Annotated in this window: 27 protein-coding genes; 10 read left to right on the top strand and 17 right to left on the bottom strand. The window is 65.4% G+C overall.

The window, feature by feature from the left end; translation table 11 throughout:
• Nucleotides 1-28: 28 nt before the first annotated feature.
• The 4 genes from fumC to ACTJI6_RS10580 all read right to left on the bottom strand — a co-directional run bounded on the left by fumC (nt 29) and on the right by ACTJI6_RS10580 (nt 3,709).
• Entirely contained in the window at nt 29-1,423 is a 1,395-nt protein-coding gene (fumC, locus tag ACTJI6_RS10595) for a class II fumarate hydratase (RefSeq protein ID WP_440800480.1), read from the bottom strand.
• A gap of 76 nt (nt 1,424-1,499) precedes the next feature.
• The gene (locus tag ACTJI6_RS10590; protein WP_440800478.1) at nt 1,500-2,387 is read right to left on the bottom strand and encodes a dihydrodipicolinate synthase family protein; all 888 of its coding nucleotides are present in this window, start codon (nt 2,385-2,387) and stop codon (nt 1,500-1,502) included.
• A gap of 57 nt (nt 2,388-2,444) precedes the next feature.
• Nucleotides 2,445-3,287, bottom strand: coding sequence for a transglutaminase-like domain-containing protein (locus ACTJI6_RS10585; RefSeq protein WP_440800476.1), 843 nt, complete (start codon nt 3,285-3,287; stop codon nt 2,445-2,447).
• Nucleotides 3,287-3,709, bottom strand: coding sequence for an OsmC family protein (locus ACTJI6_RS10580; protein WP_440800474.1), 423 nt, complete (start codon nt 3,707-3,709; stop codon nt 3,287-3,289). Before ACTJI6_RS10580 ends, ACTJI6_RS10585 begins: the two co-directional genes overlap by 1 nt.
• Before the next feature lie 150 nt (nt 3,710-3,859).
• Between ACTJI6_RS10580 and ACTJI6_RS10575 the strand changes: the two genes are divergently transcribed.
• Nucleotides 3,860-4,648: a histidine phosphatase family protein gene (locus ACTJI6_RS10575; protein WP_440800472.1), complete on the top strand. Its 789-nt coding sequence runs from the start codon at nt 3,860-3,862 to the stop codon at nt 4,646-4,648.
• A 44-nt stretch (nt 4,649-4,692) separates the two neighbouring features.
• On the opposite strand, the gene ACTJI6_RS10570 is transcribed toward ACTJI6_RS10575, so the two are convergent.
• Complete coding sequence (locus ACTJI6_RS10570) at nt 4,693-5,850, bottom strand: deoxyguanosinetriphosphate triphosphohydrolase (RefSeq protein WP_440800470.1); 1,158 nt, start codon at nt 5,848-5,850, stop codon at nt 4,693-4,695.
• 75 nt (nt 5,851-5,925) lie between these two features.
• Between ACTJI6_RS10570 and ACTJI6_RS10565 the strand changes: the two genes are divergently transcribed.
• Nucleotides 5,926-6,249 (top strand): HesB/IscA family protein, encoded by a 324-nt coding sequence (locus ACTJI6_RS10565; protein WP_440800468.1) that lies wholly within the window; start codon nt 5,926-5,928, stop codon nt 6,247-6,249.
• On the opposite strand, the gene ACTJI6_RS10560 is transcribed toward ACTJI6_RS10565, so the two are convergent.
• Entirely contained in the window at nt 6,246-6,815 is a 570-nt protein-coding gene (locus ACTJI6_RS10560; RefSeq protein ID WP_440800466.1) for a hypothetical protein, read from the bottom strand. The genes ACTJI6_RS10565 and ACTJI6_RS10560 overlap by 4 nt on opposite strands.
• 62 nt (nt 6,816-6,877) lie before the next feature.
• Between ACTJI6_RS10560 and xth the strand changes: the two genes are divergently transcribed.
• Nucleotides 6,878-7,663 carry an exodeoxyribonuclease III gene (xth, locus tag ACTJI6_RS10555; RefSeq protein ID WP_440800464.1) on the top strand — a complete coding sequence of 262 codons (786 nt, stop codon included), beginning with the start codon at nt 6,878-6,880 and terminating at the stop codon, nt 7,661-7,663.
• Between the two features lie 2 nt (nt 7,664-7,665).
• On the opposite strand, the gene ACTJI6_RS10550 is transcribed toward xth, so the two are convergent.
• Nucleotides 7,666-8,553 (bottom strand): cation diffusion facilitator family transporter, encoded by an 888-nt coding sequence (locus ACTJI6_RS10550; RefSeq protein ID WP_440800462.1) that lies wholly within the window; start codon nt 8,551-8,553, stop codon nt 7,666-7,668.
• 115 nt (nt 8,554-8,668) lie between these two features.
• Here ACTJI6_RS10550 and ACTJI6_RS10545 point away from each other — a divergent pair, with 115 nt between their 5' ends.
• Entirely contained in the window at nt 8,669-8,995 is a 327-nt protein-coding gene (locus ACTJI6_RS10545) for a YnfA family protein (protein WP_440800460.1), read from the top strand.
• Nucleotides 8,996-8,998: 3 nt separating this feature from the next.
• On the opposite strand, the gene ACTJI6_RS10540 is transcribed toward ACTJI6_RS10545, so the two are convergent.
• The 3 genes from ACTJI6_RS10540 to ACTJI6_RS10530 are packed head-to-tail and all read right to left on the bottom strand — an operon-like array spanning nt 8,999 to nt 11,291.
• Nucleotides 8,999-9,340: a hypothetical protein gene (locus ACTJI6_RS10540; protein ID WP_126154705.1), complete on the bottom strand. Its 342-nt coding sequence runs from the start codon at nt 9,338-9,340 to the stop codon at nt 8,999-9,001.
• Complete coding sequence (locus ACTJI6_RS10535) at nt 9,340-9,468, bottom strand: hypothetical protein (RefSeq protein WP_277600668.1); 129 nt, start codon at nt 9,466-9,468, stop codon at nt 9,340-9,342. Before ACTJI6_RS10535 ends, ACTJI6_RS10540 begins: the two co-directional genes overlap by 1 nt.
• On the bottom strand, nt 9,465-11,291 hold the full coding sequence (locus tag ACTJI6_RS10530; protein WP_440800612.1) for an extracellular solute-binding protein: 1,827 nt from the start codon (nt 11,289-11,291) through the stop codon (nt 9,465-9,467). Before ACTJI6_RS10530 ends, ACTJI6_RS10535 begins: the two co-directional genes overlap by 4 nt.
• Before the next feature lie 302 nt (nt 11,292-11,593).
• Between ACTJI6_RS10530 and ACTJI6_RS10525 the strand changes: the two genes are divergently transcribed.
• The gene (locus tag ACTJI6_RS10525; RefSeq protein WP_440800458.1) at nt 11,594-12,376 is read left to right on the top strand and encodes a 3-hydroxybutyrate dehydrogenase; all 783 of its coding nucleotides are present in this window, start codon (nt 11,594-11,596) and stop codon (nt 12,374-12,376) included.
• A 37-nt stretch (nt 12,377-12,413) separates the two neighbouring features.
• Here ACTJI6_RS10525 and ACTJI6_RS10520 read toward each other — a convergent pair whose 3' ends face one another.
• Both ACTJI6_RS10520 and ACTJI6_RS10515 read right to left on the bottom strand, forming a co-directional pair.
• Nucleotides 12,414-12,794, bottom strand: a complete 381-nt coding sequence (locus tag ACTJI6_RS10520; protein ID WP_440800456.1) for a baeRF12 domain-containing protein — start codon at nt 12,792-12,794, stop codon at nt 12,414-12,416.
• A gap of 45 nt (nt 12,795-12,839) precedes the next feature.
• Entirely contained in the window at nt 12,840-14,042 is a 1,203-nt protein-coding gene (locus ACTJI6_RS10515) for a pyridoxal phosphate-dependent aminotransferase (protein ID WP_440800454.1), read from the bottom strand.
• A gap of 86 nt (nt 14,043-14,128) precedes the next feature.
• Between ACTJI6_RS10515 and ACTJI6_RS10510 the strand changes: the two genes are divergently transcribed.
• Together ACTJI6_RS10510 and ACTJI6_RS10505 are read left to right on the top strand one after the other, a co-directional pair.
• Nucleotides 14,129-14,419 carry a succinate dehydrogenase assembly factor 2 gene (locus ACTJI6_RS10510; protein WP_440800452.1) on the top strand — a complete coding sequence of 97 codons (291 nt, stop codon included), beginning with the start codon at nt 14,129-14,131 and terminating at the stop codon, nt 14,417-14,419.
• Nucleotides 14,420-14,547: 128 nt separating this feature from the next.
• Entirely contained in the window at nt 14,548-15,048 is a 501-nt protein-coding gene (locus ACTJI6_RS10505) for a MarR family winged helix-turn-helix transcriptional regulator (protein ID WP_126154760.1), read from the top strand.
• Nucleotides 15,049-15,060: 12 nt separating this feature from the next.
• On the opposite strand, the gene ACTJI6_RS10500 is transcribed toward ACTJI6_RS10505, so the two are convergent.
• The 5 genes from ACTJI6_RS10500 to ACTJI6_RS10480 all read right to left on the bottom strand — a co-directional run bounded on the left by ACTJI6_RS10500 (nt 15,061) and on the right by ACTJI6_RS10480 (nt 19,636).
• Entirely contained in the window at nt 15,061-15,489 is a 429-nt protein-coding gene (locus ACTJI6_RS10500; protein ID WP_440800450.1) for a VOC family protein, read from the bottom strand.
• A 21-nt stretch (nt 15,490-15,510) separates the two neighbouring features.
• Nucleotides 15,511-15,990 carry a dihydrofolate reductase gene (locus ACTJI6_RS10495; protein WP_440800448.1) on the bottom strand — a complete coding sequence of 160 codons (480 nt, stop codon included), beginning with the start codon at nt 15,988-15,990 and terminating at the stop codon, nt 15,511-15,513.
• A gap of 1 nt (nt 15,991) precedes the next feature.
• Complete coding sequence (locus tag ACTJI6_RS10490; RefSeq protein WP_440800446.1) at nt 15,992-16,825, bottom strand: thymidylate synthase; 834 nt, start codon at nt 16,823-16,825, stop codon at nt 15,992-15,994.
• Nucleotide 16,826: 1 nt separating this feature from the next.
• Nucleotides 16,827-18,785 carry a DNA topoisomerase IV subunit B gene (gene parE / locus ACTJI6_RS10485; RefSeq protein ID WP_440800444.1) on the bottom strand — a complete coding sequence of 653 codons (1,959 nt, stop codon included), beginning with the start codon at nt 18,783-18,785 and terminating at the stop codon, nt 16,827-16,829.
• Between the two features lie 191 nt (nt 18,786-18,976).
• Nucleotides 18,977-19,636, bottom strand: a complete 660-nt coding sequence (locus ACTJI6_RS10480; protein WP_440800443.1) for a glutathione S-transferase family protein — start codon at nt 19,634-19,636, stop codon at nt 18,977-18,979.
• A 144-nt stretch (nt 19,637-19,780) separates the two neighbouring features.
• Here ACTJI6_RS10480 and ppk2 point away from each other — a divergent pair, with 144 nt between their 5' ends.
• The 3 genes from ppk2 (at nt 19,781) to ACTJI6_RS10465 (ending at nt 22,899) form a co-directional block, all read left to right on the top strand.
• The gene (ppk2, locus tag ACTJI6_RS10475) at nt 19,781-20,785 is read left to right on the top strand and encodes a polyphosphate kinase 2 (RefSeq protein ID WP_440800441.1); all 1,005 of its coding nucleotides are present in this window, start codon (nt 19,781-19,783) and stop codon (nt 20,783-20,785) included.
• Between the two features lie 99 nt (nt 20,786-20,884).
• Nucleotides 20,885-22,435, top strand: a complete 1,551-nt coding sequence (gene ccoG / locus ACTJI6_RS10470; RefSeq protein WP_440800439.1) for a cytochrome c oxidase accessory protein CcoG — start codon at nt 20,885-20,887, stop codon at nt 22,433-22,435.
• Nucleotides 22,435-22,899, top strand: coding sequence for a FixH family protein (locus tag ACTJI6_RS10465; RefSeq protein ID WP_440800437.1), 465 nt, complete (start codon nt 22,435-22,437; stop codon nt 22,897-22,899). The genes ccoG and ACTJI6_RS10465 overlap by 1 nt, the downstream gene beginning before the upstream one ends.
• Nucleotide 22,900 lies beyond the last annotated feature (1 nt).

Raw genomic sequence — 22,900 nt, 5'->3', positions numbered from 1 at the left:
GCCCCGGCCCGATCAGGTCAAGCGCCGATCAGCCCTTGGGGCTGATCATGTCTTCGGGGCGGACCACGCGGTCGAAGGTCTCGCCGTCCACGAAGCCCAGGGCGATGGCCTCCTCGCGCAGGGTGGTGCCGTTCTTGTGCGCGGTCTTGGCGACCTTGGTGGCATTGTCATAGCCGATGGTCGGCGCCAAGGCCGTCACCAGCATCAGCGATTCCTTCATCAGCTTCTCGATCCGCGCGACATTGGCCTGGGTGCCCACGACCATGTTGTCGGTAAAGCTGCCCGCCGCGTCGCCCAGCAACTGCATGGATTGCAGCACGTTATAGGACATCATCGGGTTATAGACGTTCAGCTCGAAATGCCCCTGCGACCCGGCGAAGGTCACGGCCGCGTCATTGCCCATCACATGCGCGCAGACCATGGTCAGCGCCTCGGCCTGGGTCGGGTTGACCTTGCCCGGCATGATCGAGGATCCCGGCTCGTTTTCCGGCAGGATCAGCTCTCCCAGGCCCGAACGCGGCCCGGACCCCAGCAGACGCATGTCGTTCGCGATCTTGAACAGGCTGGCGGCAACCGTTTTCAGCGCGCCCGAGAAGAACACCATCGCGTCATGGGCGGCCAGGGCCTCGAACTTGTTCGGCGCGGTGACGAAGGGCAGGCCGGTGATCCGGGCGATTTCCGCCGCGATGGCGGTGTCCCAGCCTTTCTTCGTGTTCAGCCCGGTGCCGACGGCGGTGCCGCCCTGCGCCAGTTCATAGATCTGCGGCAGGCACAGCTTCACCCGCTCGATCCCCATCTTGACCTGATGGGCATAGCCGCCGAATTCCTGGCCCAGCGTCAGCGGCGTCGCATCCTGGGTATGGGTGCGGCCGATCTTGATGATGTCCTTGAATTCCTCGGACTTCGCGACCAAGGCCTTGTGCAGCTTTTCCAAGCCGGGGATCAGCGTGTCGCGCGCCACCATGCCGATGGCGACATGCATCGCGGTCGGGAAGGTGTCGTTGGACGACTGGCCCATGTTCACATGGTCGTTCGGATGGACCGGCTTCTTAGACCCCAGCTCGCCGCCCAGGATCTCGATGGCGCGGTTGCTGATCACCTCGTTTGCGTTCATGTTCGACTGGGTGCCGGAACCCGTCTGCCAGACCACCAGCGGGAAGTTGTCGTCGAACTTGCCCTCGAAAACCTCGGTCGCGGCCTGTTCCATCGCCTTGCCGATGGCCGGGTCCAGATCGCCATTGGCCTGGTTCACCCGCGCCGCCGCCAGCTTGATCGCGCCAAGCGCGCGGATGATGGCGACCGGCTGGCGTTCCCAGCCAATGGGGAAATTCTGGATCGAACGCTGCGTCTGCGCGCCCCAGTATTTGGAGGCGTCGACCTCCAGCGGGCCGAAGCTGTCGGTCTCAAGGCGGGTCTTGGTCATCGGATCGCTCCCTCGCAATTTTGCAAGGGTTCTAGCGGCCGCGGCGCGGATAGGCAATTCGTATACGATGGTATGCCTAAATCCGCTCCAGCGCATCCATGGCCCCGCGCAGGGCGGGATCGTCGCCGAAAGGCTGGATCGGGCGCGGGGGCTGCGCCTTGGACAGGCCCAGCAGGTTCGCGGCCCGGTGGACGACACGGATGCTGCCCGCCTGCCGGAACTGCGTCCACAGCGGATCCAGGGCCGCGTCGATCCGGGCGGCTTCCGCTGCGTCGCCCGCCTGCGCCGCGCGGACAAGGCGCAGCATCCGGGCAGGCCAGATGCCCGCCGCCACGCTGTAGAACGCATCCGCCCCGGCCAGCATCGACGCGCCGCAGCCCCAGTCGCCGCTGTAGCCCAGCGAAAACCCGTCTGGCAGCGCCGCGCGCAGGTCCGCGATCTGGGCCGCAAAGGCGCCGGCTGCGGGAAGCGGCATCTTGACCGCGCGAATCGTCGGAATGGCGGCCAGACGCCGCAGCAGCGTCACGGAAAAGCTGAAATGGGTCGTGGTCGGGTTGTCATAGACGCAGATCGGCAGGTCGCTGGCCTCGGCAATCGCAGCGTAATGGGCGAAAACCTCATCCTCGGTCAGCGGAGTGTAGGAGATCGGCGCCACCAGAAGCCCCTCGGCGCCGCTGTCCTGCGCATGGCGCGCCAGTGACTGGGCCATGCTGGTCCGCAATGCGCCCACGCCGACGATGACGGGCACCTGGCCGCCGATCTCGGCCGTCGCGGACTCGGTCGTCGCGCGCCGCTGGTCGGGATCCAGATAGGCATAGCCGCCGGTGCTGCCCAGAACGCAGATCGAATCCACCCCGGCCTCGGCGCAGCGGCGCAAGATGGCGCGCAGATCGTCGGTCAGAACCCGGCCCTCGGGGTCGGCAGGGGTGATCGGAAAGGCCGATAGGCCCTGAAAGGGGGACATGGGATCCTCGGGTTGCCGCGCGTGCAGATGGCCATGCGGCAGGCGGTTTGGCAAGGATCAGGCGAACAGCATCCCGTCCAGTTCGTTCCCCCGGTCATCGACGGGATGGCACCAGACCTTGAAGCCGGTAAGGGTGTGGGGACCGAAGGTGTTGATCAGCGGCACGTCCGCCGCGTCCAGGCCGCGCGCCACCACCACCCGGCCGATGCGGCGGTCGTTGTTGCGGGGATCGAAGGTCCACCACTTGCCGCCCAGGAAAACCTCGATCCAGGCGGCGAAGTCCATCGGGGCAGGGACTGGCGGCACGCCGATATCGCCGACATAGCCGTTGACGTATCGCGCCGGGATGTTCAGCGCCCGCAGATAGGCCAGCGTCAGATGCGCGAAATCCCGGCAGACGGCCACCCGGTCGCTGCGCGCGCTGGCGGCGGTGCGGAATTGAGAGGCCAGCTTGTAATCGAAGACCAGACTGCCGTTCACATGATCGACGATATACTGGACCCGGTTCCAGCCGGGGGCGATATGGCCGAACAACTGCCAGGCCTCGTCGCTGACCAGATCGGTTTCGACATAGCGCGAGGCGGTCAGGAAGCCCAGCACCTCGGGCGGCAGGGATTCGATGGGCCATTCGGCGGCGTTGAAGTCAGTCTCGTCCCGTGTTCCGGGATCGTTCAGGGTGATGTCGCTGAACAGGGTGAAGGTTCCCGCCGGCGCCACCAGACGCCGACAGATGTTGCCGAAGCGGTCGACATAGCTTTGGACGGGCACCGACGGCGTGGTCCGAAAATCCTCGGGAAAGACGTAATCGCGGTGACGCGCCGCTTCCGGGGTGGTGAGACTGATCAGGGGCGTGTCCTGGGGCGTCTCGATCGTCATCTCGTGCCCGACCCGGATACGCATCAGGCGACCGTCGCGTCCATCGTGACCTCGGCGTTCAGCAGCTTGGAAATGGGGCAGCCCGCCTTGGCCTGCTGGGCCAGATCCTCGATCCGCGCCTTGTCGCCGTCGCCCGATATCTGGGTGACCAGATACGCCTTGGTGACGGTGAAGCCCTCTCCATCCTGTTCCAGCGTGATCTTCGAGGTGGTCTTGATGTCGATATCGCCGATCCCCGCCTCGCCCAGCATCTTGGACAAGGCCATGCTGAAGCAGGCGGCATGGGCCGCGCCGATCAGTTCCTCGGGGTTGGTGCCGGGGGTGTCGCCGAACCGGGTGTTGAAGCCATAGGACAGATCCTTCAGCGCGCCCGACTGGGTCGAGACCGTGCCCTTGCCGTCCTTCAGCCCGCCTTGCCATTCGGCCGATCCGCTGCGTGTGACCATGATCGTCTCCTTCGCTTGGTGATCTTCGGGGCCTAACGCAGCCGGGCGACGGCGGTTCGGCGCGGCGAACGCGATTTATCGCCGCAGCCTGTCACGAAGCCGTTGCGATTGCCGGTCATGCTTAAAAACACCCCATCACCGGAGTGTTTGATGACCCTGCATCCTGTTCTTGTTTTCGCCGTCGCCTCCCTTGGGCTTGCCGCCCTGGCCGATACCGCCGATGCGGCGACCTTCTATTTCATCCGTCACGCGGAAAGCACCGCCAATACCGGCGAGGCCTCGACCCCCGAGGAGATGCTGAACCCGCCCCTGACCGACCTGGGCAAGCAGCAGGCGCTGGACCTGGCGCTGACGCTGGCCGATGTCCCGCTGACCCACATCTATGTCAGCGGCTATCAGCGCACCGCTTTGACCATTGCCCCAACCGCGGCGGATAAGGGCCTGACCCCGGTGGCCATGCCCGAGATCGGCGAATGGCAATTCAAGGGCGCTTTGACCGGCGACCTTTATGCGCAACTGGCCGAGGTCATGGGCAAATGGGCGGCGGGCGACACCGCCGCCAAGATCGACGGCGCCGAATCGCTGGACGAACTGAACGCCCGCGTCCTGCCCGGCTATCGCGAGATCATCGAGCGTCACAAGGACGAGGACGGCGTGGTCGCCATCGTCGGCCATGGCGGCTCCATCGGCTGGACGATGCCCTTCTTCGCCAGCAACGTCCCGGCTGGCTATGGCTTGGGGCATGGGCTGCGCAACACCGCCATCGTGCAGGTGGTGCTGGATTCGCAGGGCAACCCGCTGGTCAGCAACTGGGACGGCACGCCCTTCGACGCGGCCGGCCCGCAGCCCGCGCCGGTTCCGCTGCCCGCCTCGGGCGTGCTGCTGGTCGCGGCCATCGGCGGGCTGGGCGCCGCACGCCGGTTCCGCAAGGCGGCCTGACCGGCCAGGGCAGCGCCGGGGCCGGTCAGGCCCCGGTCAACCCGTCAGCCGTGCCCGAACAGCCGCTGGTGTTCGGCGATGGCGAAGCGGTCGGTCATGCCCGCCACGTAATCCAGGACGATACGCGCGCATTGCGTCTCGTCCGCCGCGTCGCGCGCGATGCGGGACCAATGGTCGGGCATCTGGCCCGCATCGCGCAGGAACAGCGGGAACAGGTCGTTCAGCATCGCGGTGACATTGCCGCGTTCGACCACGACCGAGGGCGCGCGATACATGCGCGCGAACAGGAAGGACTTGATCGCCTTGATGTTCTGATACAGCGGCTTGGAAAAGCGGATGATCGGCCCGTCCATGTCGCGGATGTCTTGCGCCGATTGCGGCTGCAACCCCGCCAAGCGGTTCTGGGCCACGGCGATCACGTCCTCGACCATGACGCCGAAGACCCGGCGCAGCGCCTCGTAGCGGCGGCGGGTGGGGTCGAGGCCGGGGTAAAGGCGGTCCACCTCGGCGAAGGCGGGACCGACCACGGGCAGTTCTGCCAGGTCATCCTCGGTGAACAGTTCGGCGCGCAGCCCGTCATGCAGGTCGTGGTGGTTATAGGCCACGTCGTCGGCCACCGCCGCCACCTGCGCCTCGGCGCTGGCGTTGGTGTGCAGTTCCAGATCCCATTCGGCATTCACCTCGGCCAGGGCATAGGGCAGGGGGCCGGTGACGGGACCGTTATGCTTGGCGATACCCTCCAGAGCCTCCCAGGTCAGGTTCAAGCCGTCGAAATCGGCGTAATGGCGTTCCAGCCGCGTGACGATGCGCAGCGCCTGGGCGTTGTGGTCGAAGCCGCCATAGGGGGCCATCAGCGCGGCCAGGGCGTCTTCGCCGGTATGGCCGAAGGGCGGGTGGCCCAGATCATGGGCCAGGGCCACGGTCTCGGCCAGGTCGGTGTTCAGGCCCAAGGCGGCGGCGATGGTGCGGGCGACTTGGGCGACCTCGATCGTGTGGGTCAGGCGGGTGCGGAAATAATCGCCGCGATAGGCCTCTCCGTCATGTTCGACGAAAACCTGGGTCTTGTGCTTCAGGCGGCGGAAGGCCGAGGAATGGATGATCCGGTCGCGGTCGCGCTGCCAGGGGCTGCGGAAGGTGGACATGCGTTCGGGATGCAGCCGCCCGCGGCTGGCATCGGGATGGCAGGCATAGGGGGCATTCACAGGGGCAGGGCCTTCCTTGCAACAGGTGCTGTCCAGCCTATATCTAGGGCAGGCCTTCGAAAACGGAAACGCCCCATGAACCTGCCTCCGAAAGTCACCGAACGCGCCTTTGCCCGCCTGGCCGAGATCAACGAATCGGGCGATGCCCGCCCGCTGCGCGTGGCGGTTGCCGGGGGCGGCTGTTCGGGCTTTCAGTACGACATCCGCCTGGACAAGGCCGAGGCCGACGACCTGGTGCTGGAAGGCGCGGGCCAGCGCGTCGTGGTGGATCCGGTGTCGCTGCCCTATCTGGCGGGGGCGACCATCGATTTCGCGGATGAGCTGATCGGGGCGCGATTCGTCATCGACAATCCCAACGCCTCGTCCAGCTGCGGCTGCGGCACGTCCTTTTCCATCTAGCCGCACACGCGGCTGCGGGTATCCAGGTCGATGTCCAGCCTGCGGAGGCCGGGCGTCGGAAGCCTGTTGGGATCGTCGCGTTCGTCGTCCAGGTCGATCCGTTCGGTGGTCAGGGTCAGGCCCTGGCACAGATCCAGCGGCCCGGCGAACACGATCTGCATCTGGCCGCCATTCTCGATCAGGCGGATGATGTGGCCCTGTTTGCGCGCGACGCCCGCGCCGAAGCTCATCGGCCGGTCCATCCGGGTCCACTCGGTCAGCGGGCCGAACAGCGCGTCCTCGCCCTGCCATTCGCGGCCATGGGCGAACAGGACCGTCCAGGTTCCCGGCGGCACCAGCAGCCGGAAGAATTCGCCGCCGTGGATATAGCCCGCCATGACCGGATCGCCGCCGTCCTGCGGGGCCAGGAACACGACGTAATCGCGGCCTGGCATGGTCTTGACCACCAGCGGCAAGGTCGCGGGCACGCGGCTGCGGTTCCACATCAGCCCGGCGCGCGGCCGATCCTCGGCCCAGGCGGGCAGGGCCAGGGCGATCATCATCAACAGGGCGAACACGCGGCGCATGGCGCATCGTAACCGCATGACGCTTGGTTGCCAATCGGCGCGCGGGCGGTCATGGTGCCGCCATGAAGATCGCGACATTCAACATCAACGGCGTCAAGGCGCGCATCCAGGCGCTGACCGACTGGCTGGCCGCCGCCGGGGCCGACGTGGTGGTCCTGCAGGAAATCAAGTCGGTGGACGAAGGTTTCCCCCGCGAGCATTTCGAGGATCTGGGCTGGACCGTCGAAACCCACGGGCAAAAGGGCTTCAACGGCGTAGCGATCCTGTCCAGGCTGCCGCTTGAGGATGTGACGCGCGGCCTGCCCGGCGACGAGGCCGACGAACAGGCCCGCTATATCGAGGCGACGGTGATCGATTCGATCCCGGTCCGCATCGCCGGGCTGTATCTGCCGAACGGCAATCCCGCGCCGGGGCCGAAATACGACTACAAGCTGGCCTGGATGAAGCGGCTGCGCCTGCGTGGCGCCGAGTTGCTGGCCAGCGAGATGCCGGTGGTGATGCTGGGCGATTTCAACATCATCCCCGAACCCCGCGACGCGGCCCGGCCGCAGGCTTGGGTTGATGACGCGCTTTTCCTGCCGGAAAGCCGTGCGGCATTCCGGCGGATCCTCCATCAGGGCTGGACGGACGCGGTGCGGATCCGCGACCCTTGGGCCACGCGCGGGCCGTTCACCTTCTGGGATTATCAGGCGGGCGCTTGGTCGCGCGACGACGGCATCCGCATCGACCACCTGCTGCTGTCCCCGCAGGCCGCCGACCTGCTGATCGAGACCGGCATCGACAAGGAAGCCCGCGCGGGTGAAAAGCCCAGCGATCACGTTCCCGTCTGGGTCAGGCTGGCCGCCTGAGCCTAGATCACCAGCACGCCCGAATGCTTGGCCTTGTGTTCGGGTTCGACATGGATGGTGATCTGGGCGTCGTCCAGTTTCCGCTTCAGCGCGGCCTCGATCCGGTCGCAGATGGCATGGGCCTGGGCGACCGGCGTGTCTCCGTCCACCACCAGGTGAAAGTCGATGAAAGTCATGCTGCCAGCGTGGCGGGTGCGCAGGTCATGCGCCTCGATCGCGCCGGCGGCATGGTCCGAGATCGTGGCCCGGATGTCGCGCAGCATGTCGTCGGACACCGCCTCGTCCATCAGCCCGCCCAGCGAGGCGGTCATGACCTTCCATCCCGACCACAGGATATTGACCGCCACCGCCGCCGCCAGGATTGGATCCAGGATCGCATGTCCGGTGGCGGCGGCCAGGGCCACCCCCAGGATCACCCCGGCCGAGGTCACGACATCCGACAGCAGATGCCGCCCATCGGCCACAAGCGCGGGCGATCTCAGGCGCTGCCCCTGGCGGATCAGGACGCCGCACCAAACGGCGTTGACGATCCCCGCCAGGGCGTTGACCGCCAGTCCCAGAACGGGGGCGTCCAGCGGGCGGGGGTTGCGGATGCCGTGATAGGCTTCCTGGAGGATCAGCATCGCGGCGACGATGATCATCACGCCTTCCAGAACGGCCGACAGGAATTCCGCCTTGTGGTGGCCATAAGGATGGCCAGGATCGGCGGGCCGCTGGGCGATGCGGATGGCGATCAGCGCGGCCAAGGCGGTCGCGACGTTGACGGTGCTTTCCAAGGCGTCGGACAGCAGCGCCACCGATCCGGTCAGCCACCAGGCCAGGGTCTTCAGCCCCAGGACCACGATCCCGATTGCGATGCTGCCCCTGGCGATTCTGATGGTGCGGTTCATCGCGACGGTCCTTCGTGTCATCCCCCCGTCGGGCGGCATCTGACAGAACCCGGCGCCAGTTGCAACTGGAAAGGGGTGCTGGACGGCGCGGGCCGGTTTGACTAGCCATGGCGGAATGCAGACATTCGCGCTTTACCTCGCCGCCGCCCTGTCCGAGATCGCCGGTTGCTTCGCCTTCTGGGCTTGGCTGCGGCTGGACAGGTCGCCCTTGTGGCTGGGCCCCGGCATGGCATCTCTGGCGCTGTTCGCCTGGCTTCTGACGCTCAGCCCGGCGGATCACGCGGGCAGGGCCTATGCCGTCTATGGCGGGGTCTACATCACCGCCTCGGTTCTGTGGATGTGGCTGGCTGAGGGGCGCAGGCCGGATCAATGGGACGTGACCGGCACTGCGATCTGCCTGGCGGGCGCGGCGCTGATCCTGTGGGGACCGCGCGCCGCCTGACGGTCAGTCGTCGCCGTCGTCGGGATATTCGTCGTCATCGCCGAAACGGGCGTCGTCGGCGAATTCATCCTCGCCCTCGCCCACATACTTGGCGCTGAGCGCGATGGAGTGGTTGTCATGGGTGGGGTCCATCACCACGTCGGACGGGATTTCCCCGGCCAGCCATTCGCGCAGTTCCTCGCGGATTTCGGATGGCTCCTGCCCGGTCGCCTCGGCCAGATAGGCCACGAAGGCGCGCTGATCGCCGTCGATCTCGTCCAGGTCGGATTCGTCGACCTCGGGCCATTTCTCGACGATGGCCTCATAGAAGGCGGCCCAGTTCTGCTGCACATGCTGCCATTTCATCAGTATCCGCCTCCCATCGAGGACTGCGCCCAGTTGGCGACCCCGGTTATGTCTTCGCCCACGCCCGCGACCGTGTTGCACCCGGCCAGCATCGCGCAGGCCAGAAGCGCGCCTATCACTGCTCTCATTTCTCTGCCTCCTGCCACCACAGCTCGGGCATGAAGCCCGGCCAATCTCCGTAAAGCGGCGTTGTCCCGGCAGGATACCGCAGGTCCGCGGCATGGGCCAGCCGCGAGACCGGCGAGAACCCGGCCGGTATCACGTAACGTCCCGCCGTCAGGATTCGATCCAGCGCCTGGACGGCGGCAGTGAAGTCGGCATCCGTCCGCGACGCGACCATCGCGGCGATCACGGATTCGGCCGCAGGGCTTTTCATGCCCATCCAGTTGCGGCTGCCCGGCTGGTCGGCGGCGGCGGATCCCCAGTACAGCATCTGTTCGTTGCCGGGCGACAGCGACAGCGCGCGTTCGTACCAGGTCATGTCGAACTGGAATTCGTTGGTGCGCTGCACGAACTGGGCCGAATCCAGCAAGGTGATGCGCGCCTGCATCCCCAGGTTCCGCAGCGCCTGGACATAGATGTCGGCGATCTGCTGGGTTTCGGACGCCGTGCGCATCGCGGTGCCCGACTGGTTCAGCAGGATCTCGAACGCGAAGGGGCGGCCCTGGGCGTCGCGCAGGACGCCGTCCTGAACGGTCCAGCCGGCATCGGACAACAGCGCGATGGCCCGGCGCAGCCCCGCCCGGTCAAGCGCGCGGTCCGACCCTTCGGGCAGGGCATAGCCTTCGAGGGTGCCAGGCGGCAGGTCGGCGGCAAAGGGTGCCAGCAGGTCGGCCACGCGGCCCGTGGCGGGGCCGGGCTGCATCGCCAAGCGGGAATTGGCGAAATAAGAGGTGATGCGCCGATCCTTGCCGCCGTTCAGCGTGTCGTTGATGAAGCGGAAATTGAACGCCTCGATCATCGCCTGCCGGACCCGCCAGTCGGCGAACAGCGGATTGCGGGTGTTCATCACCAGACCCATGATCCCCGAAGGACGCCCGTTCGGGATTTCCGCCTTGACCGCATCGCCGCGCGCGATCAGCGGAAAGTGATAGTCGCGGTCCCATTTCAGCGCCGACAGCTCTCTCCAGACGGTGACCTCGCCTGCCTTGAACGCCTCGAACATGGCGTTCGCATCGCCGAAATAGTCATAGCGGATCACGTCAAGGTTGTTGCGCCCGCGATTGACTGCCAGATCCTTGCCCCAGTAATCGGGGTTGCGCCGGAAGGTGATCATGCGACCCGGATCGACCTGATCCACGACATAGGGGCCGGATCCGATCGGCGCCTCCAACCCCGATGCGGCGAAATCCTTCCCCTCCCACTGGGCTTTCTTCAGGACCGGGCGCAGGCCCATCAGCATCGCCAGTTCGCGGTCGTTCTCGGCGAAGGTGAAGCGAAGGCTGCGGTCGCCGGTCTGCTCCATCTTCGCGACCTTGGACCAGGCGCCGTGATAACGGGGGTGGCCCTGCATTCCCAAAGTCTCGTAAGACCACATCACGTCGGCAACTGTGACCGGCGAGCCGTCCGAGAACCGCGCCTCGGGGCGCAGCGTGAATTCGACCCAGGACCGATCCGGCGCGACCTCGACCGACTGCGCCAGAAGGCCGTAAAGGGTAAACGGCTCGTCCAGGGTGCGATACATCAGGGTTTCGGTGACATGCACACCGATTGCCCATGCAGCATTGCCCTTGAGCACCCAGGGCTTGAGCGAGTCGAAGCCCCCCGGTTCGGCCAGGCGAATCATCCCCCCCTGGGGCGCGTCGGGATTGACATAGGGAAGGGCCGAAAATCCCTTCGGCAGAGCGGGTTCGCCATACATCGCAAGCCCGTGGAGAGGCTCGGCGCGGCTTGCCAGCGACATTGATGCAACACCCAGAAAAGCCCCGGAAATCAGGCACAAGGCGCGCATAAGCACGGATTTGTTAAGGTTTCTTAAGATTCGCATCGCCCGACTGCCCGCTTTTCTTGTTTTCGATACAAATTCAACAAACTCGGGCGGGGATCGTCAATGGCGGGGCAAACTTCTTCGTTGGACTCTGACATGCGTTGGCGTATAAATGGCTTACTGCTCGATAGGTTTCTTGCCTGTATGAAACCTGCCTCATGACTTGCGCCCGCCTTGTGCGGGCGCTTTTTTTTCCTCATGCTGCACCTGCAAACGGCTTGGCACGCCTTGTCAGGCCCTTGAAGCGGTCAGTGAGGAGGGGCGCGATGTTCCAAAAATTTCTAGGTGGTAAAACCGCAATCGTGACGGGGTCTAACTCTGGAATCGGGCTGGGGGTGGCGCATCGTCTGGCAATGGCCGGGGCCGACATCGTCCTGAACAGCTTCACCGACCGGGACGAGGATCATGCCCTGGCCGAGTCCCTGGCCCGCGAACACGGTGTCGCCGTCCGCTATATCATGGCCGACATGTCCAAGGGCGACGAATGCCGCGCGTTGATCGAACGGGCGGGGCGCTGCGACATCCTGGTCAACAACGCTGGCATCCAGCATGTCGCGCCGATCCCGGACTTCCCGGCCGAGAAATGGGACGCGATCATCGCGATCAACCTGTCCTCGGCGTTTCACACCACGGCGGCCGCCCTGCCGCTGATGCGCGCCGCCGGATGGGGCCGGATCGTCAATATCGCATCGGCCCACGGCCTGACGGCAAGCGCCTTCAAATCGGCCTATGTCGCGGCCAAGCACGGGATCGTCGGGCTGTCCAAGGTGACGGCCCTGGAAACCGCGCGGGAACAGATCACCTGCAACGCCGTCTGCCCCGGCTATGTCCTGACCCCGCTGGTCGAGGCGCAGATTCCCGACACCATGAAGGAATACGGCATGGACCGGGACGAGGTGATCCAGAAGGTGATGCTGGAACGCCAGCCGTCCAAGGAATTCGTGACGGTGGAACAGTTGGGCGACACCACCGCCTTCCTGTGCAGCGACGCCGCCGCGCAGATCACCGGCACGACCATCAGCGTCGACGGCGGCTGGACCGCGATGTAACGGAAAACGCCGCCCGGTCGGGGGCGGCGTTCACGGGTCAGGCCAGCGCGTCCTCGATGGCGCGCAGGTCGGAATTGGACAGGTTCTTGGTCACTTCCTTGCGCAGGCGGAATTGCAATTCCTTGTGATACCGCTTGCGCAGGACGCCCAAGGTCGAAGGGTCGGCGATCACTGCGATGTTGTCCACCTTGTGCTTCAGCACCATGGCATTCAGGTGGTCGGCCAGTTGCGCCGCGAACAGGTCGGGATCGTCGCCGGGCACCACATCGGGAATGGCATCGCCTGCCTTGGGCCTGTTGAGGCTTGCCAGCGTAAGCTGTTCGGTCTCGGCCAGTTCCAGGCCATGTTTCGCCGTATTGCGGAACAACCTTGCGGAATGGCCGTCAGCCACGACAACCAGGGCGTTATGGGGCAGCATGTCAGTCTCCGTTTTGTGCTGCCGGTTAACGCGCCTCTGCCGAGGTCAGTTGCAGCCTTCGCAGAACCGGCGGATGCGGGCGACGGCCTCGGTCAATTGTTCGTCGCTGGTCGCGTACGAGATGCGGAAATGCGGGCTGAGGCCGAAGGCCGCGCCGAACACCACCGCCACCCCGGCCTCGTCCAGTAGCGCATTCGCAAAGGTTTCGTCATCCGTGAGAACCGTTCCCGCGGCCGATGTCTTGCCGATCAGCCCCACGATCGAGGGATAGACATAGAAGGCCCCCTGCGGCGTCGGGCAGTCGATGCCGGGACAGGCGTTCAGCCCCGCCACCACCAGGTCGCGGCGGCGCTGGAAGACGGCGCGGCTTTCCGCGATATAGTCCTGCGGCCCGGTCAACGCCGCCTCGGCCGCGTATTGACTGATCGAGCAGGGGTTCGAGGTCGATTGCGATTGCAGCTTGGCCATCGCCTTGATCAGCGATTCGGGCGCCGCGCCATAGCCGATGCGCCAGCCGGTCATCGCATAGGCCTTGCTGACGCCGTTCATCGTCAGTACCCGGTCCTTCAGGCGCGGTTCGACCTGGGCGGGGGTGGCGAATTCGAAGCCGTCGAAGACCAGGTGCTCATAGATGTCGTCCGCCAGCACCCAGACCTGCGGATGGCGCAGAAGTACATCGGTCAGCGCCTGCATCGCCGCGCGGTCATAGCCCGCGCCCGAAGGATTCGACGGCGAATTCAGGATCAGCCATTTGGTGCGCGGAGTGATCGCGGCCTCCAGCGCTTCGGGCGTCAGGCGGAAGCCCTTGTCCAGACCGCATTCGACGATCACCGGCACACCCCCTGCCAGCATCACCATGTCGGGATAGCTGACCCAGTAGGGGGCGGGGATGATCGCCTCGTCGCCGTCGTCCAGCGTGGCCATCAGCGCATTGAACAGGATCTGCTTGCCGCCGGTGCCGACCGTGATCTGCGCGGGCGCATAATCCAGCCCGTTTTCCCGCGCGAACTTGTCGCAGATCGCGCGTTTCAGCGACGGCGTGCCGTCGACGGCGGTGTATCGCGTGTGGCCGGCGTCGATGGCGGCCTTGGCGGCATCGCGGATATGGGCGGGTGTGTCGAAATCCGGCTCTCCGGCGGATAGGCCAATGATGTCGCGGCCCTGTGCCCGCAATTCGGCCGCGCGGGTCGTCATCGCGATGGTCGGAGAGGGCTTGATTCGGTTCAGGCGGTCGGACAGGAAAGCCATGGGCGCCCCTTGGTGGTTTGAACGTCTTGCCCGCATGGCTTATGCTGCCCGGCCAGGGACGGCAAGCGCGCCAGAAGGATGGAACAATGATCGAATCGGCTGAAACCCGTCTGCGCCGCCTGAAGATGCGCAGCTGGCGCAGGGGAATGAAGGAAATGGACCTGATCCTGGGCCATTTCGCCGACGGCCCGTTGGCGACGCTGGGCGCGGCGGACCTGGATGCCTACGAGGCCGTGCTGTCGGAAAACGACCAGGATCTGTATCTGTGGATCACCGCGCGGATCAATGGCGGGGCCGGGCGCGGTCCTGCCGGAATCGCGGCCATCCTGGACCGCATTGCCGACCATGCGGCGGATCGCCTGAAACCCGTTCGCTAAAACTTTCTCTAATCTTCTGCGGAAGTTTTGCGGCATTAACTGAAGATTTTCATTTTTGCGGCAATGATGCGGATATGACGAACAAATCAGGACCGCGAGCCGCCATGATTTCCCCCGCGCCGCGCGATATGCGCCCCCAGGCCGATGTTCAGGCCCTGCCGGATCTGGCAGATACGACAGAAGCCTATCTGGAATCCTTGCAGCTTCTGGAGCGGCTGCACCGGCTGATGCTGGATCTGGTCAAGGACGAATTCGAACGGCTGGGTCGGAACGACCTGACTCCGGTCCAGGCGATGATCCTCTATAACCTGGGCGGGGCAGAGGTGACGGCGGGCGAATTGCGGACCCGCGGCATGTATCAGGGATCGAATGTCAGCTATAACCTGAAGAAGCTGGTGACGATGGGCTATGTCCATCACGAACGCTGCGACATGGATCGCCGTTCGGTGCGGGTCAAGCTGACCGAGGATGGCCAGGCGGTGCGCGACATGGTCCACCGCCTGTTCCTGCGCCACGCCGAAGGCCTTGCGATGTCCGGCGTGCTGGAAGACCCCCCTCTGGAACAGGTCAACCTGCAAAGCCGCCGGATCGAACGGTTCTGGCTGGAACAGATCCGCTACATCTACTGACCGGCGGCAGCCCTACCAGTGGCCGGTGTTTTCCATGCTGGCCCAAGGCTCGGCCGGGGGCAGGGCATCGCCTTCCTGCAACAGCTCGATCGAGATGTTGTCCGGGCTGCGCACGAAGGCCATGTGTCCGTCGCGCGGCGGCCGGTTGATGATGACGCCCGCGTCCATCAGCTTCTGGCACAGGTCGTAGATATTGCCGACGCGATAGGCCAGATGGCCGAAATGGCGGCTGTCCGAGGGCAGGCCCTCGTCTCCGTCCCAGTTATAGGTCAATTCGACCGGGCACTCCGGCTGGCCCGGCGGGGCCATGAAGACCAGGGTGAAGCGGCCCTTGTCGTTGTCGACGCGACGGGTTTCCTCAAGCCCCAGCAGCCGGAAGAATACCATGGTCTTGTCCAGGTCGGCGACCCGGACCATGGTGTGCAGATAGCGGATGTTCATCGGGTATCCTCCGTTTTTGGGTCAGCGGCGGCGCAGGTATTCGAACAGGGTGCAGCGCGGGGCGTCGGCGCGCAGGCCGACGGACCCAAGGCAGTCCCATTGGTCCAGGTCGAAGGCGGGGAAAAACGCGTCTGCATCCGGCACCGCCAGGTCCACCTCGGTCAGCAGCAGCCGGTCGGCCAGCGGCAGCAGCGCCCGATAGATGCCCGCCCCGCCGATTCCATAGACCCGGCGATGGCCCGCGCGATGGGCGTGATCGACTGCGGCCTCCGGCGTGGCGAAAACCTGTTCGGCGGTCGCCGGATCCGAGGAGATGACCAGGTTCAGGCGGTTCTTCAACGGCTTGATCGGCAGGCTTTTCCAGGTCTTCCGGCCCATGACGACCGCCCCCCCGGTCGTCTCGCGCTGGAAGAAGGCCAGATCCTCGGGCGCGCGCCAGGGGATGTCATTGTCCTTGCCGATGGCGCCGTTGCGGTCGCGTGCTGCGATCAGGGTCAGCATCTCAGACCGCCACCGGGGCCTTGATGGCCGGATCGGGATCATAGTCCAGCACCTCGAAATCCTCATAGCGGAAGTCGAAGATCGACGGCACGTTGCGGCGCAGGCGAAGCCGGGGCAGGGGCTTCGGGGTTCGCGCAAGCTGGGTCCGCACCTGCTCCAGATGGTTGGAATAGATATGCGCGTCGCCGACGGCATGGATGAAATCGCCCGGCTCATAGCCGGTCACATGGGCCAGCATCACCTGCAACAGCGCATAGGACGCGATGTTGAACGGAACCCCCAGGAACATGTCCGCCGACCGCTGGTAAAGCTGCAAATGCAGCCTGCCCGCCAGGATCCGCACCTGCCACAGCGTATGGCAGGGCGGCAGCGCCATGTCAGGTACGTCGCCGGGATTCCAGGCCGACACGATCAGGCGGCGCGAATCCGGCGTTCTGCGGATCGCGTCCACCAGATCGGCGATCTGATCGACCTGGCCCGCGAAGAACAGCGGGCGTCCTTCGGCATTCAGTCCGCTGGGCACAAGCGTCGGGAAATGCCGCCACTGCCGGCCATAGACCGGCCCCAGGTCGCCGTTCGCGTCTGCCCATTCATCCCAGATCGAGACGCCGTTCTGCTGCAAGTAACGGACATTCGTGTCGCCCGACAGGAACCACAGCAGTTCGTGGATGATCGATTTCAGGTGCAGCTTCTTGGTCGTGACCAGCGGAAAACCGTCCGCCAGGGGATAGCGGCATTGCAGTCCGAAATGGCTGATCGTGCCCGTCCCCGTGCGGTCCGTGCTGTCCAGCCCCTGTTCCAGGACCGTCCGCAGGGCGTCGTGATATTGCCGCATGTCAGACGTCCAGTTCTTCGGCGAAGCGGGCGTTTTCCTGGATGTATTCGAAGCGCAGTTCCGGCTTCTTGCCCATCAGCCGTTCCACCAGATCGCCGGTTTCGCCGCCTTCGTCATCGTCGATGCTGACCCGGATCAGCTTGCGCGTCTTGGGGTTCATCGTCGTGTCCTTCAAGTCCTTGGCGTCCATCTCGCCCAAGCCCTTGAACCGCTGCACGTCGATCTTGCCGCGGCCGCCCAGGCCTTTGGCCAGCATCCGTTCCTTTTCCGCATCGTCGGCCACATAGACCCGATGCGCCCCCTGCGTCAGCCGATAGAGCGGGGGGCAGGCCAGATACAGGTGGCCCTTGTCGATCATCGGCCGCATCTGCGTGAAGAAGAACGTCATCAGCAGGCTGGCGATATGCGCCCCGTCCACATCGGCGTCGGTCATGATGATGACCTTGTCATAGCGCAGATCGTCGATCTTGAAGCGGGATCCCATATCGACGCCAAGGGCCTGGCACAGATTGCTGATTTCCTGGTTGGCCCCCATCTTGGTGGACGCCGCGCCCAGCACGTTGAGGATCTTGCCGCGCAAGGGCAGCAGGGCCTGGGTGGTGCGGTCGCGGGCCATCTTGGCCGATCCGCCCGCGCTGTCGCCTTCGACGATGAACAGTTCCGTTCCCTCGCGGCTGGTCGCGCTGCAATCCACCAACTTGCCGGGCAGGCGCAGCTTTTTCGTGGCGGTCTTGCGGGCGGTTTCCTTTTCCTGCTTGCGGCGCAGACGCTCGTCGGCCCGCAGGATCAGGAAATCCAGGATCGCGCCCGCCGATTTCGTATCCGCCGCCAGCCAGGTGTCGAAATGATCGCGCACGGCATTCTCGACCAGCCGGGCGGCCTCGGTCGTGGCCAGGCGGTCCTTGGTCTGGCCCACGAATTCCGGTTCCCGGATGAAGCAGGATACCAGGGCGCAGCCTCCGGTCAGCAGATCCTCTCGGGTGATGTTGGCGGCCTTCTTGTTGCTGATCCGCTCGCCATAGGCCCGCACGCCCTTCAGGATGGCGGCCCAGAAGCCCGCCTCGTGAGTGCCGCCTTCGGGGGTCGGGACGGTATTGCAATAGGACTGGATGAAGCCGTCGCGCACCGGCGTCCAGTTGATCGCCCAATCGACCTTGCCCGGCGCGCCCTGGCGGCGGAAATCGACGCTGCCCGCGAAGGGGCGGTCGGCATAGGTGCTGGCGCCGGTCAGGGTTTCGGACAGATAGTCCGCCAGGCCGCCAGGGAAATGGAATGTGGCCTCGCGCGGGGTCTCGCCATCGTCGATCTCCGATTTCCAGCGGATTTCGACGCCGCTGAACAGATAGGCCTTGGACTTCACCATCTTCAGCAGCCGCGCAGGCTTGAAGCGGTGATGGCCGAAGATCTCCTCGTCCGCGTGGAAGGTGACGGTGGTCCCGCGCCGGTTGGGGGCGGCGCCGATCCTTTCCACTGGCCCTTGAGGAATGCCGCGCGAGAACCGCTGTTCGAACAGTTCCTTGTTGCGCGCGACCTGCACGATCATCACGTCCGACAGCGCGTTCACCACCGAGGCGCCGACGCCGTGCAGCCCGCCCGAGGTCTGGTAGGCGTCGCCCGAGAACTTGCCCCCCGCGTGCAGCGTGCAGAGGATCACCTCGAGGGCGGACTTGCCCGGAAATTTCGGATGCGGGTCGATGGGGATGCCGCGGCCGTTGTCGCGCACGACCACGCTGTAGTCGGCCAGCAACTCGACCTCGATCCGGGTGGCATGGCCCGCCACCGCCTCGTCCATCGAGTTGTCGAGGATTTCCGCCACCAGGTGATGCAGCGCGCGTTCGTCGGTGCCGCCGATATACATGCCGGGGCGCTTGCGGACCGGCTCCAGCCCCTCCAGCACCTCGATCGAGGCGGCGGAATAGCTGTCTGTCGCGTCAACGGCGGAAAGAAGGTCGTCGGCCATCTGGGTCTGCTCTTGTTCTGGGTCGGGGGACTATCTCATGCAAGCGCGGCCAAGGCCAGCCCGCCGGATCTTGCCCGCCCGAGCCTTCAGGAACCCTATGCGGTTCGCGCGATTCGTCATCGTGCAGATGTGATCGGTCGGCAGGCGGGTCATGGCATTCTTTTATGCGTAGAGGATTGCCTATCACTGCCTCACTCCGGTTCGGCGAGGCGTTCCTCCCACATCCTGCGGAAGGCGGGACGGGACTGGCATTCCTCAAGCCAGGCCATCGTCGCGGGGAATTGGCCCATCAACTCTGCATAGCCTTGGGCATAGCGCAGGATTTCGGCCAGATTGATGTCGGCCACGGTGAAGCGGCCGCCGACCAGATGGGCGTGGGTGGCAAGATGCGCCTCGACGACCTTCAGCGGGCGGATCAGGCGTTCGGCCGCGTTGGCGACATGGGCCTGATCCTCGCCCGCCTGCAGGCGCGACGGGGCGTGCAGGAACAGGATCGTCAGCGCATCGGGTTCGATGGCGGTCGCGGCGTAGAAGCTCCACTGCATCATCAGGGCGTCTTCGGACAAGTCGGCGGGGCCGAGATCGCCGCCGTACTTTCGCGCCAGATACAGCGTGGCGGCCAGGGATTCGCTCAGGGTCAGGCCGTCATCCTCGATCACCGGAATGGTCCCGGCGGGCGACAGCGCCAGGAAGGACGGCGAATGGGTGTTCAACGGCGCGTCCGGCGCGTCGGGATCGGCCAGGCGATAGGCCTGGATCACCGGGTTCTGGCGGAACTCCAGCTCGATTTCGTGGCACAGCCAGACGATGCGCGAGGCACGCGAACGGGTGACGCCGTGGATGGTCAGCATGAAAGGCTCCTTCGTCGGGGGTGCAGGTTACGTCAGCAAAAGATCGCCGGAAAGCACGATGATTTGATCCTGCGCAAGGCGGGCGGCCCGCATCCGTGACAGAATCGTGACATCCCGCCGAGAGGCTTTGCGAAAGGACGATCCATGGCCGATGACCTTCTTGCCAGCCCCGAACCTGCCGAACCCCAGATCCAGGCCGACGCGGTTCCCCCGGCCGCCGAGGAAACCCCCGAAGCGGCCCCTGTCGCCCCGCAGCGGGCGACCCGCAGAACCAGGGCGCCGTCGGATCCCGACGCCGTGCGCGAGGCTTTCGAGACCGGACGCTATCCCTATCGAACTCGCATGAGCCGCCGCCAGTACGAGGCCGAAAAGGCGCTGTTGCAGGCCGAACTGTTGAAGGTCCAGATCTGGGCGCAGGACACCGGCCAGAAATTCGTGATCCTGTTCGAGGGGCGCGACGCGGCGGGCAAGGGCGGCACCATCAAGCGGTTCAACGAACACCTGAACCCCCGCGCCGCCCGCGTGGTCGCCTTGAACAAGCCCACGGACGAGGAGCGGGGGCAATGGTATTTCCAGCGCTACGTCCGGCATCTGCCGACCTCGGGCGAGATGGTCTTTTACGACCGCAGCTGGTACAACCGCGCCGGGGTCGAACGGGTGATGGGGTTCTGTTCGGCCAACGATTACCTGGAATTCATGCGCCAGGCGCCGGAATTCGAACGAATGCTGGTGCGGTCCGGCATCCGGCTTTACAAATACTGGTTCTCGGTCACGCAGGACGAACAGCGCGCACGGTTCGAGGCACGCAAGACCGACCCGCTGAAACGCTGGAAGCTGTCGCCCATCGACGAGGCCAGCCTGGACAAGTGGGACGACTATACCGAGGCGAAAGAGGCGATGTTCTTCTATACCGACACCGCCGATGCGCCATGGATCATCGTCAAATCGAACGACAAGAAGCGTGCCCGCCTGAACTGCATGAGGCATTTCCTGGCGACGCTGGACTATCCCGACAAGGATCCGGCCATCGCCGTGCCGCCCGACCCGCTGATCGTCGGCCCCGCGACCCATGTCGTCCACAGCGCCGCCCATATCCTGGGCCGCGCGCTGCATCCCGACATCCGCAAGACCGCCGTTCGTCAGGCCTGACGCGGCGGTCGGGGCGCGCCGTCTTGCATTTGATGCAGGTCAAGGAATCCACCGCCCGTCCGGTCTAGACCCGATGGGCGAAACAGGAGCGATTCTTCAATGTCCACCCCCGAGATGGACCCCCCCAGCCTTTACGCCAAGCGGGAGCCGATCTTCCCCAAGCGTGTGCAAGGGCGGTTCAGGAACCTCAAGTGGATCGTCATGGCCGTGGCCCTGACGGTCTATTACGTCATGCCCTGGCTGCGGTGGGACCGCGGCCCGACCATGCCCGACCAGGCGGTGCTGGTCGATCTGGCCAACCGCCGCTTCTTCTTCTTCTGGATCGAGATCTGGCCCCACGAATTCTATTTCGTGGCGGGCCTGCTGGTCATGGCGGGGCTGGGCTTGTTCCTGTTCACATCCGCCCTGGGGCGGGTGTGGTGCGGCTATGCCTGCCCGCAGACCGTGTGGACCGACCTGTTCATCCTTGTCGAACGCTGGATCGAGGGCGACCGAAACGCCCGCATCCGCCTGCACCGCCAGAAATGGGACGCGCAGAAAATCCGCCTCAGCCTGGCGAAATGGGCGGTCTGGCTGGTGATCGCGCTGATGACCGGCGGGGCCTGGATCTTCTATTTCACCGATGCGCCGACGCTGCTGCGCAACCTGCTGACCGGCGACGCGCATCCGGTCGCCTATATCACCATGGCGATCCTGACCGCGACGACCTTCTTCTTCGGCGGCTTCGCGCGTGAACAAATCTGCATCTATGCCTGCCCGTGGCCGCGCATCCAGGCCGCGATGATGGACGAGGACACGCTGACCGTCGCCTACCGCGAATGGAGGGGGGAGCCGCGCGGCAAGGGCAATGTCCGCCACCGCCCCGCCGCCGTCGCCCTGAAGGCCGAGTCCGAAAGCCACGCGGCCGGCCCGACCGCCGGGGGTCAGTATCCGCCGGTGCCCTATCCCGGCGTGCGCACCGGCGTCGGCGGGCCGATCCCGGTGGATTCGGCGGGCGACTGCATCGATTGCATGGCCTGCGTGAACGTCTGCCCGATGGGCATCGACATCCGCGACGGCCAGCAGATGGAATGCATCACCTGCGCGTTGTGCATCGACGCCTGCGACGAGATCATGGACAAGATCGGCAAGCCCCGCGGGCTGATCGACTATATGGCCCTGAAGGACGAGACCGCCGAACGCGCGGGCGCCGCGCCGAAATCGGTCTGGCGGCATATCTTCCGCCCCCGCACGATCCTGTATTTCACGCTGTGGTCCGGGATCGGCATCGCGCTGATCGTCGCGCTGTTCGTCCGCTCGCCGCTGGATCTGAACGTCTCGCCGGTCCGCAATCCGCTGTTCGTCACCCTGTCGGACGGCGCCATCCGCAACACCTACGAGGTGCGCCTGCGCAACAAGCAGCACGAGGCGCGCAGCTTCAGCTTCGCGGTCGAAGGCGCGGACGATCTGATCCTGGCGGTCGAAGGTGCTGCCTCGGGCACGGTTCAGGTGCCGGCCGACGAAACCCTCAGCCGCCGGCTCTATGTGACGGCTCCGGTCGGATCGCCGCTTGCATCGGCGGAAACGACAGCGTTGGATCTGGTGGTGCGCGACGATGTCGACGGAACGGCCGCCTCGGTCGGGACCGTCTTCCACGGAAAGGGCGAATGATGACCAAGGAACTGACGGGGCGGCATGTCCTGATCATCACGCTGGCGGCCTTCGGCGTCATCATCGCCGTCAACCTGGTCATGGCCTTCCTGGCCGTCGGCAGCTTTCCGGGGCTGGAGGTCAAGAACAGCTATGTCGCGTCCCAGGAATTCGACCGCGACAGGCATGCGCAGGAAAGCCTGGGCTGGACGGCCAGGGCCAGCTATGACGGCAAGGAGATCGCCATCGAGATCGTCGACCGCACCGGCGCCCATCCTATATTGCGCGATTTCACCGCGACGATCGGACGGCCCACGCACAAGCGCGCCGACGTGACGCCGCAATTCCTGGTGGCGGGGGGCGTCTATCGCGCGCCGCTGGTGTTGGAGCCGGGGATCTGGAACATCCATGTCCAGGCGATGTCGCCGGACGGCACTCCGTTCCGGCAGCGGCTGGACCATTACGCCGGGGCACGGGTGAACTGAC

It is taken from the genome of Paracoccus sp. 22332 (assembly GCF_052045125.1).
Lineage (GTDB): Bacteria > Pseudomonadota > Alphaproteobacteria > Rhodobacterales > Rhodobacteraceae > Paracoccus > Paracoccus haematequi_A.
The sequence above is the reverse complement of the archived record's forward strand: the minus strand, read 5'-3'. Positions and strand labels throughout refer to the sequence as shown.